Source organism: Crateriforma spongiae (assembly GCF_012290005.1).
In the GTDB taxonomy this organism is placed as follows: domain Bacteria; phylum Planctomycetota; class Planctomycetia; order Pirellulales; family Pirellulaceae; genus Crateriforma; species Crateriforma spongiae.
On sequence record NZ_JAAXMS010000003.1, the window covers coordinates 787,298 to 801,766 of the forward strand.

Here is a 14,469-nt window from a genome sequence, read left to right on the forward strand (position 1 = left end):
TTCATTGTTCGGTAAAAGATGGTGATTGTGGCAATTCCCTGCCCAAGGCAAGACGAGATTTCTCAATCTTGCGCTTACGGATCGAACGAGATTCGACTGGCTCGATGATACCAAGGAAATGGCGTTTTCGCTGCGTTACTTGATCGGTCTCCAAAAACGCCGTGCCATGCCAGGCCGATAGTGAAACCAGTTGGAAATCGGTTCGGCAGGACCGCAACTGAAACCAACGCTGGAGCGATTGTGAATTTTCGCAGCGTTTTTCATTAAGCATCCCAGCGACCTCCGTTCTTTGGCATGTGACTCGGGATGAACGAGCTGATGATCATCGCCCATGCATTTGTCAAATGCCGCATTCGACTACTGGCTAGGTCGGCTGTCTTTCCAACAGCAGGAGGGAGATCGAAACTCCCATGCGGTACTCGCTTCCAACGAAGCAAATTCATGGCGTGGTAGATTCTGATGGCAGAATCGCTTGGTTCTCAGCCAGGAGTTCGCGGGTTCGATTCCCGCTCACGTCGCTGCGAGCAATCGCAACACTCGGAAGTCACCCGGCCGGATGAGGACACTGTCTTGAAAACAGCTGCGGGTCAAACCGTTGTGGGTTCGAGTCCCACGGCTTCCGCCTCAACGTCAGTTTCGACTGACAACTTGGGAGCGTTTCCACACGGGAGGTTGTAACCCTTCTGCCTTTAATTGTGTGGTAGTCGGCGAGAGGTGCGATTCCTTGCGTTCCCACTTGATTCACGTCCTTGGTGTAACGGTAGCACTGCTGATTCCAAACCAGTAAGTCAGGGTTCAAATCCTTGGGGACGTGCTCTCTGGATCGACAGTTTAAGAAAGTCCTGTGGTCCAACGGCTACGACGCCTGTTTTACACACAGGAAACGATGGTTCGATTCCATCCAGGACTACTTGCACGCCCAGGTACGCCAATCGGCAGAGCGACTCGGCTTAAACCCGAGTGTTTGCAGGTTCGATCCCTGCTCTGGGTACTGAAAACTTATGAAAGAGGCGAACCACTAATCAAGCATCGTTCTCTTCAAACACGAAACACATGGGGCGCTCGTCCAACGGGAAGACGTCTGTTTTGCAAGCAGAAAATCGGGGTTCGATTCCCCGGTGCTCCACTTGGTTGATTCAAACGGCTCGGTAGGCAACCGGAAGACCACTTTGGCTTAGAACCAGAGATGCTGTGGGTTCGAATCCCACTCGAGCTACTGCAAACATCATACGGGTGTAGTGTCCAACGGCCAGCACGATTGGCTTCCAACCAATTAGTCTCGGTTCGAATCCGAGTGCCCGTACTTTCCAATTCAATCGTCCTCGTGGAGCAGCGGAGTGCTCGCTTGCCTGTCACGCAAGAGGTCGTCGGTTCAAATCCGATCGGGGACGCTTTTTCAATCCAAACGGCGCGGTACGCAAACCGGTAAGGCGGCGGAGCTCAAACCTCCGTGAAATGTCTGTGGGTTCGATTCCCTCCCGCGCTACTTTCAAAACAGCCAAGTGGTGGAACCGGTAGACACGCGATTCTCAGACGATCGTGCCCACGGCGGCGTGCGAGTTCGACTCTCGCCTTGGCTACTTTTCAGTAACAACAATGCAGGTGCGACAGGTGTCCAACTGACCGTCATAAGGTCGGTGTGCTCGGCTCGATACCGAGACCTGCAACTTCAGTGTGAACAACGACGCGGATGGGCCAGTGCTCAGCCAGGCCTCATAAGCCAGGACCGCCGGGTGCGACCCCCGGATCCGCTACTTAAAAAGCTTTCAGCGACTAGCGATTAGCTGTTAGCTCAGGAAGGAAGGCTTAGAGCTAGCGGCTAACAGCTAGTCGCTTCCTCCACGATCGCGTGGTCCAGCGGCGAAGACGTCTGCGTGACATGCAGAAGATCGATGGTTCGATTCCATCCGCGATCACTGATTCTCAAGGTCTGTAAGTGTTGCGGCAGCACGCGTCTGTGGTATGGACGAAGACCGGGTTCAATTCCCGGACGGACCTCTGATATGGGCTGGCATGTTCGCCGAGAAAGAAACTCAGCGGGCGACTGATCCTTGCAAGATCGGTGGGAGGGTTCGATTCCCTTCCGGTCCACTCATTAACGGAAGGGCAATCCGATCGGCGACGGTATCCGGTTGCTAGCCGGGCGAGCATCTTGATGGTGCCTTGAGGGTTCGACTCCCTCTCCTTCCGCTTGTTTGTAACGGCTCGATGGTGAAACGGACATCATCTCTGGCTTCTAACCAGAAGTTCCGGGTTCGATTCCTGGTCGGGCTACTGCCTAATATCGCGGTCACGTTGGCTGCCGGCATCCATTCGCTTGTTTGACACTTTTGAAAGGCATTGTCATGAGCATGCAGAGTATCGAGCGTCAATTCAGGCGGATTGGAGCTCGAGCAAAGGTCCACCCTCCGATCGTTCGACGCTGGGGAATGCCTCCCGAAGTATCGATCGACATCGGCAACGACGCCGCGGGCGAGTTCTTCGATCTAGCCATTCAGCCCAAGTTGGTTGCTGAAACGCAAGTGATCGACGTGCAGCCTTCAATGCGTCACCTGCTATTGATGTCGCGTCAAGACAACGGAAAGCACAAGTTCCTTTGCGGACACGATGAACGTCACTGGTTCGTTGCGGCCGTTCCGGAGCGAGCTTCGGTTTCATCGGTGAAGACAGCGTTCGACGCGCTCAAGCCAAACGCGGTGCGAGCACTCGAAAACCGTCTCGGTGTGAAGCCGCGGAAGCGCAACCGACGACGAAACGAAGCGTTCATCCGTCAAGGTGAATGGTTCTTCGTTCCCGTCGACAACCCGAGCTTTGTCGATGAGCGACTGGTGCTCCGAAACGAACCAATTGCCCGTGGCGGTGGAAAGCCGCATATGTGCGAAGAGGTCGTTCGGCAGGGAGGACAACTGGTTTACGTCAGCAACCAGCACCCGAATGGTGTGACAGAAATGCAGCGTCGACAAATGATTAGCCGTCGACCTGAACTTCGTCATCTGCATTGGGTGGCTCAACGACGAAACCCAAGTGTGTTCGTTCGCGGACGAGTGCGTCATCCGGATCACAAGACGATCATCTTGGACGGATGGCACCAAGTCTTGATGAACACAGAAAACGAATCGCTTGCAATGCGACACGTCGCATTCATCGATTGACCCGCGGCTCTCCACCACGGTGGCGAGCCGTTTTTAAAGTCGCGAGTCGTGAGCGATGAGTCCTGAGTATTCACTCATAGCTCAAGACTCAAGTCTCGCGACTCTTCCCGCCGACGTGGCTCGACTGAGAAAGGCACCGCTCTTGTAAAGCGGTTAATGCTGGTGCAAATCCAGTCGTCGGCTCTGATTCCTTTTTCGTCCTTGGAGTGTGCCGGATTCGCACGCGACTTTGCGGAGGTCGTAGACCAGGTTCGATTCCTGGCGAGGACGCTTTTTAAATATGACTCGCGGGTGTGCTGGATAGCATGACAGTCTTCGAAACTGTCGGACCAGGTTCGATTCCTGGGCGAGTTACTTGCCTCGGCGGTGTTAGGAGCGAGTAAGCAAATGGATCCTGCGTTCACCATTCGAAATGACCGCTCAGATTTTCCACATCTGATGAACTCGTACTTCATATCGGCTCCGCTCCGAGGCTCCATCCATTTTTAGTTTTCAATCATCAACCACGCAAACCGACAGGAGGTGCATCATGATGATTACAGGTGCTCAGCGAGAGTTCATCATCAAGGACACCCACCGCGGTTTGTACTACGAAGACGGTAAACTGTCGAAGATCCTGGAGGCAGGTCGCTACAAGATTCCGCCGCGAAAGCGATGGTTCAAGAAGCTGCCGACCGTCGAGTGCATGCTGGTCGATGTTCGTGAGCGAGAGCTGACGATCAAGGGGCAGGAAATCTTGACGGCCGACAAGGTCGCGATCCGAGTCAGCATTCTCGTACAGTTCCGTGTGACGGATCCGAAGGCAGCGATCCACACGGTCGACAACTTCGAGGACCGACTTTACAGCGATGTTCAGTTGGCAGCGCGACGTTCACTGGCGTCGATGAACCTCGAGGAAATTCTCACCAACCGAAACCGGCTGAGTGAGGATATCCTTTCGGACGTGACGGAATCGGCCAGCAGCTACGGTGTGACGATTCGACGAGCCGACGTGAAGGACTTGATCTTCCCGGGTAACCTGCAGGAGATCATGAACCGCGTTCTGGCAGCCGAGCGGCACAGCGAGGCTCAACTGGTCGAGGCGCGAACGCGAGCGGAAGTCGAGCAGATCGAGGCGGAGTCTCGAGCTGAAATCACGCGCCGCGACGCCGAGGCTGATGCTGAAGCACGACGACTGCGTGAACACGCCGAAGCAGAAGCGACGCGATCGAAGGCGGAAGCCGAGACGCAAGCTTACGCGGAACGCGTCAAGGCAGCCGAGGCACTGGAAAGCCACCCGGCGCTGCTGCGACTGGCCGAACTCGAAACGCTACGTGAACTCGCGCATAACGGTAACGCCCGACTGTATCTCGGTCTCGACCGAGTCAGTCTAAATGGAACTGATTCAGGAAAGCACGATTCGTGACGGAGGCGAATCGGCATCCCGATTCAATTCAAGTGGGATCGGTGACACGATCATCGGTCCCGCGTTTTTTCGTCCTTGGAGTGTGCCGGACAGCACGCGACGTCGATCCTGAGGATCGCTCCGCGATGACGCGAAGGTCGTAGCTCAGGTTCGATTCCTGGCGAGGGCGCTTAACACTTATAATTGACGCCAATGCAAATGGAGAACACGACGCAAACCCAAACGATTGCATGTATCGATGTAGGCTACACGGATAGTGCCGCGCGAGCTGCGTGCGTTGTCATTGACGACTGGCACGCTTCGAGCGCAGTCGCCGAGCATGTGGCGATGATCCATGAGGTAAAGGAATATCAACCCGGCGAATTCTATCGTCGAGAGTTGCCGTGCATTCAAGCGGTGCTGGCGAAACTGGACCAACCACCGACTTGCATCGTAGTCGACGGCTACGTTTGGCGGGATGGAAATGACCGTCCGGGATTGGGTGCTCACCTCTACGAGACGCTTGATCGCAAGATTCCAATCATCGGCGTGGCGAAGAATCCGTTCAAAGAAACGGACCACGCCACCGAGCTCCGCAGAGGCACAAGCGATCGGCCGCTCTACGTTACGGCCGTGGGCATCCCAATCGCTCAAGCAGTGTTGAATATAGGTGCCATGCATGGCCCACATCGAATTCCAACAATATTGAAGCGAGTCGATCAGTTGAGCCGTAGTGGAAATTAGCGAACCCAATCGCTCCTCATGAGTCTTAATCGTCAACTTGTTTACATCCGAAGCCAACCGCAGATTTTGGAGTGGACCGATGCGATACGAAAACGAGCACAACGAAGACCATTGCTTTCGAGCCCATGAGTAAACGCCGACGCGGCTTCCCCTCGGAGACTCACGTCAAGTGTGGACTGCGAATCGTCCATGGCGATAATCAACTCGAAGAAAAGCTTGGACGCAATGATCCCTGCCCATGCGGCAGCGGCCTGCGATTCAAACGATGTTGCCTCAAGTCGGGCCACTTTTGATGGCTCCAATCGAGACGACTACTTTTAGGGACAAGGACTGAAACATGTCCGTCGCATCGGCGGACAACAAAACGCTGGAGCCAGATGGACAGGCAACCGGCTGCAACCCGGTCGAAGTGGGTTCGACTCCCACCAGCGTTTCTGACGAATCGACTGCAGGCTTGGATTACATATTGCTAATGTGAACCATCTGAGCTGTTACCTCGTCGATCCGTCGCAAGCCAACAATGCTTGAACTGCCGTTTGGGTCTACATATGAGGAGCCTAAGGTAGCGATGTCGGGCGACCGGCTAGTGAACGTCACCGGAGTCTCTCGCAGACAAAGGTGCCAGTCAACGATCGGCGAAAGCCGAAAACGGACGCTCCTAAACGACTCAACAACCACTTCGTTCAGGCGTAAAACACGGCGACTGCCGGTTCGGAATCCATGTTTGGAAGTTTGAATTGAGAAGAGTGAAGTGTGAAACACGGGACTGAATGCTCGTTTCAAACTTCGAGCTTCACTCTTCAAACTTCCGATCGCCTCGTCGCCACCCATAGACAACTGACTGCCGATTCGGAGTACATAGGGTTCTGTGGTCGAAAGACCTTGCGGGTTCGAATCCCGTCTGCGATCCACGATCGCAGTGGTGCAATTGGAAGACACGCGGAAAAAAAACTCTGATCAACACCTCGTCGGTTGCTTCAAAACACGAACATGGCGACTGCCAGTTTGGAATACATGGATTAAGACACGTGCCTGCACGAGAAACGGGTTCGAGTCCCGTCCAGCATCGCTGGTCGTCTATCTGATGCTTCTGAACGACAACCTCGTCGCCAACAATACACGACTGACTGCCGAGTTGGAGTACATCGACTGTTAATCGAAGGATGCGGGTTCGAGTCCCGTCGGTTTGGCCTAGCCGAGCCGTAGCTCAATTGGGAGAGCTTATCTCTGACACACCACTTCGTCAGCCGTTTTTCACATCGCTCGTGAGAGTAACCATGCGTGTGCAATTTCAGTTCTTCGCCATTACGAAGTCCGGCGCCGAGTAATCGGGCGTCGAGCGAAGACGATCTGCACATTCAAAACTACTTTCACCAAGCGATATGAAACCATGGAAACCACAACTGAAACCAACTACCAGACGACCGTGGCAGCACGCGTCGCTGGGGAAGACATCAAACAAGGAGACTACGTCACGGTCTTGAACGAGATCGTCGAATTGCCATCGTTCCTGTGGAGCTGCTCTGGCAGCACACTTCCAGCGGACGAGCCGGTTCGGATCCGTTACATGCCCAGCGACGCTGGTCAACCTTTCAAAGTCGTCGCCGTTTGCCTGCCGTTCGTTTACACCAAGCGACCGAAGGGCGGCACCCAAACCTTTGACACTCGCCAGAATCAACTCGTCCGGCTTGATCCCGACAGTGGTCACGCGGTGTGGAAACGGTTGCGTAAGACTTTGAAGAAGAAACGGAAATAGCAATCGCACACGATCGACTGCCGATTCGGAGTACATGCTTCAGGAGCCGGGTGTCGTGGGTTCGAGTCCCACCGGCCCAACTGTTTTCCAAGCAGGGCCGTAGCTCAGTGGTAGAGCACCGTAAATCCTCTGGTCACCACTTCGTCGATCGCGTTCTATTCCCAAACTGCATCACAACCAACAAACGAACACATTCGACTGCCGGAGTGGAGTACATGGCTACCCAGGTTCGACTCCCGGCCGGCCCCCTTCTCAATGAACTTGATACGGGGCTGGACCCTGTGACATTCGCGTGCGTCTGTCGCAGGGAAGAACTCTGCCCCAACACTTCGTCGAGTGTTTGAATCAAATCGTGGGACAGGCGTTCCGTTTTCCACAGTGGACAGCTGCCCCTTATCCCACAACGGTCATCTCGACTGTCGGAACGGAGTACATGAGAGTTCGATTCCCTCCGGTGCCTCTTTCAGTAGCCTCAAAAGGCTGAAGACAACAAGGCGCCGCGGCTCTTTGGGAGCCACCTCTGAACCAAACTTCGTCGAGATTTTTACTTCGTCGTGCACGGAAGTTCTGTTCACGACTGTTCAAGCAGGTGCGTAACCTGCGACATGTAGGAGGCTGTAATGGCAAACAAGTCTTTGTTCTCAAGTATCACTAGCGTTCTACCACGAGCGACCACAGTCAATGAAGCTGGTGGTCCAGCGTACAAGTTCCCAGCGAAGCATGCGCTCGCGCAGCTGGCGGCTACCGGCACCTTCGGTAACGTGTTCTACACGTCGGCGCAAAACCAGCTTGACCAACTGCGAAACCTGATCGATGAAGTCGACGACAACGAGTACCTGGCAAAGCTGGCGGTCTACTCACGTGAGCGTGCTTACATGAAGGACATGCCGGCGGCGCTGCTGGTCACGCTGTCGACTCGCGACACGGCGCTAATGCACAAGGTCTTTGACCGAGTCGCTGATAATGGCCGCGTTCTGCGCACGGTGTTCCAGATGGTTCGTTCAGGCCAGTTTGGTCGTAAGGGACTGTCGTCTTCGCTTCAGCGTGCGTTCCAGCGTTGGCTGAACGACGCTTCGACGGGTAAGTTGCTGTCAAGCTCGATTGGTAACGATCCGAGCCTGCGCGACGTCCTGCGAATGGCACGCCCGACGCCGAAGGATGACGCTCGCCGAGCGTTGTTCGGTTGGCTGACTGACAAGGAAGTCGACAAGTGGGCTCCGGCGACGGAAGCGGACTTGCCGGCCGAGGTTCAGTCACTGAAGGCGTTCCGTTCTGCGGAGACCGAAGAGGCTCAGGCGTTGATCGCGGGCGACCTGCAAGTTCGATGGGACTTGCTGGCCGACGCGGCCAAGGGTCCGATCGTCTGGAAGGCAATCGCCCGCCAGATGGGACCGCAGGCTCTGCGAATGAACCTGAACACGCTGTTGCGTCACGACGTTTTCAAGAACACTGAGCCTGCTAGTGGTGCTGGCAAGCCTGACGATGCAATGATCGATTACGTTGCCGGCCGCATCGCGGATCCGGAGGCGATTCGTCGTTCACGTCAGTTCCCGTACCAGTTCTTGGCGGCGTACCTGAACGCTGCGGATGAGGTTCCACACAAGATCAAGTCGGCGTTGCATGACGCGGCGGAGATCGCATGTGGCAACATCCCGCAGCTACCGGCGCCGGTCATCATCGGTCTGGACACGTCCGGATCGATGGGATGCTCGGTGACGGGATGGCAAGGCCGAGGCCGCGCGTCGAAGATGCGTTGCGTTGACGTCGCCGCGTTGTTCGCCGCAGCGATCCTGCGTCGCAACCCGGACAGCGTCGTCGTTCCGTTCGATACGCAAGCCTACACGGCGAAGATCGATCCAAGCGATTCGATTCTTAGCCTGTCGGCACGACTGTCGAAGTACGGTGGTGGCGGAACGGATGTGTCGTTGCCGTTGCGTGTTGCAAATGGCGAAGGCGGGGCCAACAAGCGATACGCAAAGCGTACGTTTGCTGGAATCGTCCTGGTCAGCGACAACGAAAGCTGGATCAACTCGGGACGTGTCTACGGATACGGCCGAGGCGGTTCGACTGGCGTCATGACCGAATGGGAGAAGTTCAAGAAGACTCAGCGCGGACACGGCATCGCCGATCCGAAGTTGGTCTGCATCGACATCGCCCCATACGGCAACACGCAAGCACCCGATCGACAGGACATCCTGAACATCGGAGGCTTCAGCGACGCAGTCTTCAACGTCGTTAGTAACTTCCTAGAGTCCGACACCAACCGTTTTGTCCGCGAGGTCGAAGCCGTTGAGCTGTAGGACGAAGGGCTAAATATCGAAACGCCCGCGACGGAAACTTCAGTCGCGGGCGTTTTGTCGTTTGCGGTACAATCTCAGTCATGAAATCTAAAGATAAACTCGTCTCCACCAGCAAGTTCCTCGGCTTGGTCCTTCGCCACCGGCCCGAAGTGATTGGTGCGAAGCTAGACCCTGAAGGTTGGCTTTGCATCGACGAATTGATTGCCCAAGCAAACGCTCATGGAAAGGTTCTCTCGCTGGGGCTATTGCACGAAGTGGTCGCTACAGATGACAAGAAGCGTTTCGCCTTGAGTGAAGACGGCATGCGAATCCGCGCTAGCCAGGGCCATTCGGTCTCAGGCGTCGAACTCAACCTCGAACAGAAGACGCCTCCCGAGATTCTCTATCACGGAACGGTCGCGGCTTTCCTTGACAGCATTCGAGCTACCGGTCTGCAAAAGCAATCACGTCACCACGTCCATCTCTCACCGGATCAAGAAACCGCAACCAAAGTCGGCTCGCGTTGAGGCAAGCCCATCATCTTGAGAGTCGCAGCCAATACCATGCATCGTGACGGCCACCAGTTCTATCTCTCCGCCAACGGAGTCTGGCTCGTCGACGCCGTGCTAGTCAATTTGGAAATTCACCACATGCTCGTTCGTCGGAACCTCGTTGATGGGTGCTAGCAAGACCCCTAATGTCTTTGGTACACTTCCGCAGAGGGAGTGAATTTTCCGCATGCTGCTGTTCTGGATTCACTCAAGACTGCGAGCCGGCTTAATAATCGAGGGGCGGGAGTGTTGCAGAAGGGGCGAACGAATCATCCCTTTGTTGAGTCATCCGAAAACGGATACGGCATCGGGAAAGTCATATCGATCGACGGCGAGACGGCAATCGACGAATACTATCGCTCGCCGGTTGATAAAGAACCAGTGCGAAGGCAGGTGGCAACGCACAGCCTATCTCGCAAACGCCAGCACCAAGAGACGCGAGCGTACTATCGAACCCCGGAGACTGGCAGCACTGAGGTCGGTCGCGTCCTGCACTATCAGGAGGGTGACGAACTATACCTCGTGCGGTTTCCGAACGACCAACCGCGAATGCTGTCGAGCGATGAATTTGAAGTTCGTTGCCGATTGCCCATCTCAGAACCGACCGATCACTTGGCCAGTCAGGTCAACGAGACTGCGTTTTGGTACGAAGCTCGATCCGGCTTTATGAAGCATCTATTGGAACAGCATTGCAAGAGCGGCTGTCTATCCGCGTTGCTGTCCTCTTCCATCGAAATTGTCGCTCATCTGGCATCGGTTGTCCGACGCGTGCTGATGGCCCCGTTTCAGCGGTACTTGCTCGCTGACGAGGTTGGACTTGGAAAAATGATCGAAGCCGGTGTGCTGTATTGTTTTTTCCCAGCTTGTGTTCACGGAGCAGATTCGAGATGACTTGTTGGAAGGCAAAAGTTCACGCCACCTCGTTAGCTCGAAGTGCAAGCGATAAATTATCAAGAACTGAGGCAATTCCCCATGTTGTCTCACAAACATTGTACATTTTTTAACACTTGGGTCTCTGATGGCGATACTCACTCAAAACAAGCCTAAGAATCCTCGCGTTGGCATGATGGCGATCGTACGGAAGCGTCGCGCCGTCATCAGTGAGGTGCGACCTTTTGATGGGGATGATGGCATCGTTCATTTGGTCCGGCTCGAATACAAGGACAATGAGTCGCCCGAGACTGAGCAATTGATTTGGGAGTGTGAACCGTACCGGGAGTTGCTGAGCCCCGCGGCTGTACCGTTGCCCTCCGATCCGCCGATGCCACCAGACGACTTCGATGCTGTTGTCAGAGCCAGTCGATGGTCCGCTTTGTCGCCGTACCTGGATCCCGATGGCGATGGTCCGTTAGATCGGATGCCGGTGTGCTCGCCGTTTCATGGAGCCGTTCAGGTCGAAGACTACCAAATGGTTCCGCTGCTCAAAGCATTGCGGATGCCACGCATCAATATGATGATCGCCGACGACGTCGGCTTGGGGAAAACAATCGAAGCCGGGCTGGTCCTCCGGGAACTACTGATCCGTCGGCGAATTCGGCGGGTGCTGGTTCTGACGCCTGCCTCACTGCGAGTCCAATGGCGAGATGAAATGTGGGACAAGTTCTCGCTGCCGATGGACGTTATCGATCGCGATGCAACACAAAAACTAAAACGAACGATTGGCATCGATGCCAACCCATGGCGATCGAGCGCCCGGGCGATCACCTCGTATCACTACCTCAAGCAACCCGATGTACTGGAGCAATTCCTCAGCGCATGCCAAGTCAGCGAAGACTCGCCGCATTTGCCGTGGGACCTTTTGATCGTCGATGAAGTCCACAACCTGATGCCGTCAGCGATGGGGGAAGACAGCGACCTTTGCAGAATGTTGCGGCTGGTCGCGCCCTACTTTGAACATCGGCTGTTCCTTACCGCCACACCCCACAATGGGCGAACACGTTCGTTTTCGGGATTGCTGGAAATGCTGGATCCAGTGCGATTCAGTCAAACCGACCAGCTGAAGCCGGCCGAACGCAGGCGGATCGAGCAGGTTGTCGTACGTCGATTGAAACGGGACATCAACGCACGAACGGATCCTCCCAAATTCTCCGAGCGGAAAGAGCCGCAAGCCATACCGTTAAGGTTCGACGCGAAAGAACGTCGGCTCATCGCAGCAGTGGATACCTTTCGCGATGAAGTGCGACGAATCGTTGGTGAGGCCCGCGGTCGCCGCAGAATCTCCGGCATCTTTGCGATCGAGATTCTCGGCAAACGACTGCTCAGCGGACCGGCAACCTTCGCAGAGAGTTGGTACCGGTGCAAGCTCGGCCTGCTAGAAGAGGAAGAGGCGGACGATCGGGAAATGGCTGCGGCGAGTCGAAGCGTTGCAGAGGACACTGCTGATGACAACGAGTCGCAACAGCGTGAAGCATCTGCCACAACAGTCATCGGTGCTTGGCTGAACCATTTTGCAGACGAACTTGCCAGCGAGATCGAAGCGATTGACGACGCAGTTCAGGAACTCGGGTTTCCCTTGCCCGCCAAGGCGGATGACCTCGACTTGACGTCAACACGATCGGCCGTCGATCCGAAAGCCGACGCCCGATTCGATGTACTGATCGAACTAATTGAAACACAACTGCATGACGAAAACGGCTGGCTAGACGATGAGCGTTTGGTTGTCTTCACCGAATACAAGACCACGCTCGACTATCTCTTACGTCGTGTCCGTGAAAAGTTTTCGAATCAAAAGGAGGGCTTTCTCGCGCTGTATGGAGGAATGGACGATCAGCAACGCGAACAGATCAAAGAGAAATTCAATGATCCCGATTCAGGTGTTCGTGTATTAATCGCCACCGACGCGGCGTCGGAGGGGTTAAACCTCCAAGACACCGCACGTCATTTGCTGCACTTCGATTGCCCTTGGAATCCCGCTCGAATTGAACAACGTAATGGCCGGTTGGACCGTCACGGACAAGCTCGCGATGTATTCACTTACCACTTTATCTCGCAAGAGAATGCTGACTTGCGGTTCATGTCCAGGTTGATCCACAAAGTCGATCAGATGCGAGAAGACCTCGGTGCGGTTGGCGAGATCTTGGATGAAGCCATGCACCGCCAGATGATAAAAGGCGAAACCGTTGACCAAAAGCAGCTCGATCTACGATTAGAGAACGCGAAGGGACAGGCTGAGTTCGAAGGTGATGCGAGTGCTTCAACCAAGGAACTCGCGGAGCACAACTCCAGCGTTGAGCGTCTTGAGGCACTTGCCGCGGAACTGGATTTCGATGGCGATGCTCAGTACGAACTCCTCGATGTCGCAATGGGCATGGGGGCATCTCGCCCGCAACTTGGCACCCCCGATGTCAAAGGACGCTGCCGTATTTTGAACCCATCGCTACCGTTGTGGAGCGACACGATCGACCAATCGATTCGGCGTGGCAGTACCGGAAACGTTGTTGGTGCACTGCCGTACCTTGCGTTCACTGCCGAGCCGTGTTTGCAAAAAGTTGGCAACCGACTTGTCTTCCGGCCTCCAGGGAACCTGCAGATGATGCACCTAGGCCATCCGCTAGTTTCCAAGGCGATCGGGGCACTTAGCCGACGCCGCTACCCCGGTCCGTCCGCCGTCAGCCGTTGGACGGTTCGCGTCGGCGAAGTCCCCTCCGGGGCCGACGCATTCGTTTTGCTTCATTTAGAAGAACTTGCCGTCAACGGCCTGCGTGAGACGTTTCATCACTGGATCCGAACCGTGACATTTACGGTCAATGACGGCGAACTCTCGCCGGCATTGCCTCATGTTCCCGCGCGTCAACTCCGCAATGCCTCACCAACCACCGATGAAGCTATGAAGGATCGTGCTGCCGATATCTTTGCCGACATTGAACTCGATTTATCTGACACGATCTCCGCAATGCGTGCCAATTTGACCAACGAGTTGACCGAGCAACTCGCCATCGATGGCAAAAACGCGATCGAACAAGAGAACAAAAACTTTGCAAGTCGACAGGGCGAAGTGTCGACGCTGATTGCCGACAATACACTTGAGAAAATTGAGAAAGAGATCAACGCGTTGAAGCGTCAGCGGCAGGAAGGACGCCTGTTCGATAACGAAGACACCCTCGACGAAATCGACCGCGACATTGCCAAGAAAAAAGAGGAGATCGAACGTCGCACACGCCACTACAAAGAGGTTCGCAACCAGTTAGCCCGCGAGCGAGAACGTGTCATCAACCGCTTGTTACCCAAACGCTACAGCATTGACGGCGAGGCATCGGTGTTCCCGTTGGCCGTCGAGATCCGTTTGCCTGGATAAGCAAACGGCCCTCACCAAACGTCCAGCCCGCCCAGAAAAATTGATATCGAAACCAAGCATCCCATGAACCCAGGCTCCCAATATTCCAACCCGCTTGACTGGTGGAACGCACTTCGCCACGGCGGCATGCTTGTCGACCCGACGCGGCTCACCAAGCTGATCGCCGATCCGCCGCCACCGCTCAGTTCATTTGAAACCGACCGACTGCGACGGCGCATTGTTTCTTTCGAGCAGGATGAGAACGCGGGCCGCGGCCAATTTGTCAGCTATGTGTTGGATGCCCTTTGCGGATTTGCAAAAGCGGGCACC

At 55.2% G+C, this 14,469-nt stretch carries 9 protein-coding genes, 17 tRNA genes and 1 pseudogene; 26 read left to right on the top strand and 1 reads right to left on the bottom strand.

Going from position 1 to position 14,469, the window contains the following annotated elements; translation table 11 throughout:
* Position 1 precedes the first annotated feature (1 nt).
* Positions 2 to 271 carry a hypothetical protein gene (locus tag HFP54_RS11350; protein WP_168565179.1) on the bottom strand — a complete coding sequence of 90 codons (270 nt, stop codon included), beginning with the start codon at positions 269 to 271 and terminating at the stop codon, positions 2 to 4.
* Between the two features lie 172 nt (positions 272 to 443).
* Here HFP54_RS11350 and HFP54_RS11355 point away from each other — a divergent pair.
* The 26 genes and pseudogenes from HFP54_RS11355 (at position 444) to drmD (ending at position 14,160) form a co-directional block, all read left to right on the top strand.
* A tRNA-Glu gene (locus tag HFP54_RS11355) sits at positions 444 to 518 on the top strand.
* Between the two features lie 21 nt (positions 519 to 539).
* Positions 540 to 622, top strand: a tRNA-Ser gene (locus HFP54_RS11360).
* Positions 623 to 743: 121 nt separating this feature from the next.
* Positions 744 to 814: transfer RNA gene (locus HFP54_RS11365), tRNA-Trp, on the top strand.
* A gap of 24 nt (positions 815 to 838) precedes the next feature.
* Positions 839 to 910, top strand: a tRNA-Val gene (locus tag HFP54_RS11370).
* A gap of 7 nt (positions 911 to 917) precedes the next feature.
* A tRNA-Leu gene (locus HFP54_RS11375) sits at positions 918 to 991 on the top strand.
* A gap of 64 nt (positions 992 to 1,055) precedes the next feature.
* Positions 1,056 to 1,126 (top strand) — tRNA-Ala (locus HFP54_RS11380).
* Positions 1,127 to 1,142: 16 nt separating this feature from the next.
* A tRNA-Leu gene (locus tag HFP54_RS11385) sits at positions 1,143 to 1,216 on the top strand.
* A gap of 13 nt (positions 1,217 to 1,229) precedes the next feature.
* Positions 1,230 to 1,303 (top strand) — tRNA-Gly (locus HFP54_RS11390).
* Between the two features lie 15 nt (positions 1,304 to 1,318).
* Positions 1,319 to 1,391 (top strand) — tRNA-Asp (locus tag HFP54_RS11395).
* 16 nt (positions 1,392 to 1,407) lie between these two features.
* A tRNA-Leu gene (locus HFP54_RS11400) sits at positions 1,408 to 1,486 on the top strand.
* Positions 1,487 to 1,496: 10 nt separating this feature from the next.
* Positions 1,497 to 1,580: transfer RNA gene (locus HFP54_RS11405), tRNA-Leu, on the top strand.
* Between the two features lie 263 nt (positions 1,581 to 1,843).
* Positions 1,844 to 1,916: transfer RNA gene (locus HFP54_RS11410), tRNA-Val, on the top strand.
* Between the two features lie 184 nt (positions 1,917 to 2,100).
* Positions 2,101 to 2,190: transfer RNA gene (locus tag HFP54_RS11415), tRNA-Ser, on the top strand.
* Between the two features lie 12 nt (positions 2,191 to 2,202).
* A tRNA-Arg gene (locus tag HFP54_RS11420) sits at positions 2,203 to 2,274 on the top strand.
* A gap of 155 nt (positions 2,275 to 2,429) precedes the next feature.
* Entirely contained in the window at positions 2,430 to 3,152 is a 723-nt protein-coding gene (locus HFP54_RS11425; protein WP_235951578.1) for a hypothetical protein, read from the top strand.
* Positions 3,153 to 3,261: 109 nt separating this feature from the next.
* A tRNA-Thr gene (locus HFP54_RS11430) sits at positions 3,262 to 3,335 on the top strand.
* A gap of 99 nt (positions 3,336 to 3,434) precedes the next feature.
* Positions 3,435 to 3,506: transfer RNA gene (locus tag HFP54_RS11435), tRNA-Arg, on the top strand.
* Positions 3,507 to 3,681: 175 nt separating this feature from the next.
* Positions 3,682 to 4,557 (top strand): slipin family protein, encoded by an 876-nt coding sequence (locus tag HFP54_RS11440; RefSeq protein ID WP_206036142.1) that lies wholly within the window; start codon positions 3,682 to 3,684, stop codon positions 4,555 to 4,557.
* 192 nt (positions 4,558 to 4,749) lie between these two features.
* The gene (locus HFP54_RS11445) at positions 4,750 to 5,280 is read left to right on the top strand and encodes an endonuclease V (RefSeq protein ID WP_235951580.1); all 531 of its coding nucleotides are present in this window, start codon (positions 4,750 to 4,752) and stop codon (positions 5,278 to 5,280) included.
* Between the two features lie 125 nt (positions 5,281 to 5,405).
* On the top strand, positions 5,406 to 5,573 hold the full coding sequence (locus tag HFP54_RS11450) for an SEC-C metal-binding domain-containing protein (protein WP_168565181.1): 168 nt from the start codon (positions 5,406 to 5,408) through the stop codon (positions 5,571 to 5,573).
* Between the two features lie 70 nt (positions 5,574 to 5,643).
* A tRNA-Cys gene (locus HFP54_RS11455) sits at positions 5,644 to 5,714 on the top strand.
* A gap of 956 nt (positions 5,715 to 6,670) precedes the next feature.
* Entirely contained in the window at positions 6,671 to 7,036 is a 366-nt protein-coding gene (locus HFP54_RS11460) for a hypothetical protein (RefSeq protein WP_168565182.1), read from the top strand.
* Positions 7,037 to 7,656: 620 nt separating this feature from the next.
* Positions 7,657 to 9,336: a TROVE domain-containing protein gene (locus HFP54_RS11465; protein WP_168565183.1), complete on the top strand. Its 1,680-nt coding sequence runs from the start codon at positions 7,657 to 7,659 to the stop codon at positions 9,334 to 9,336.
* An 80-nt stretch (positions 9,337 to 9,416) separates the two neighbouring features.
* Positions 9,417 to 10,001: pseudogene (locus HFP54_RS11470) on the top strand (RNA 2'-phosphotransferase).
* A gap of 111 nt (positions 10,002 to 10,112) precedes the next feature.
* Positions 10,113 to 10,757, top strand: a complete 645-nt coding sequence (locus HFP54_RS11475; protein ID WP_168565184.1) for a hypothetical protein — start codon at positions 10,113 to 10,115, stop codon at positions 10,755 to 10,757.
* A gap of 127 nt (positions 10,758 to 10,884) precedes the next feature.
* Complete coding sequence (drmD, locus tag HFP54_RS11480; RefSeq protein WP_168565185.1) at positions 10,885 to 14,160, top strand: DISARM system SNF2-like helicase DrmD; 3,276 nt, start codon at positions 10,885 to 10,887, stop codon at positions 14,158 to 14,160.
* The last annotated feature ends 309 nt before the right edge of the window (positions 14,161 to 14,469 follow it).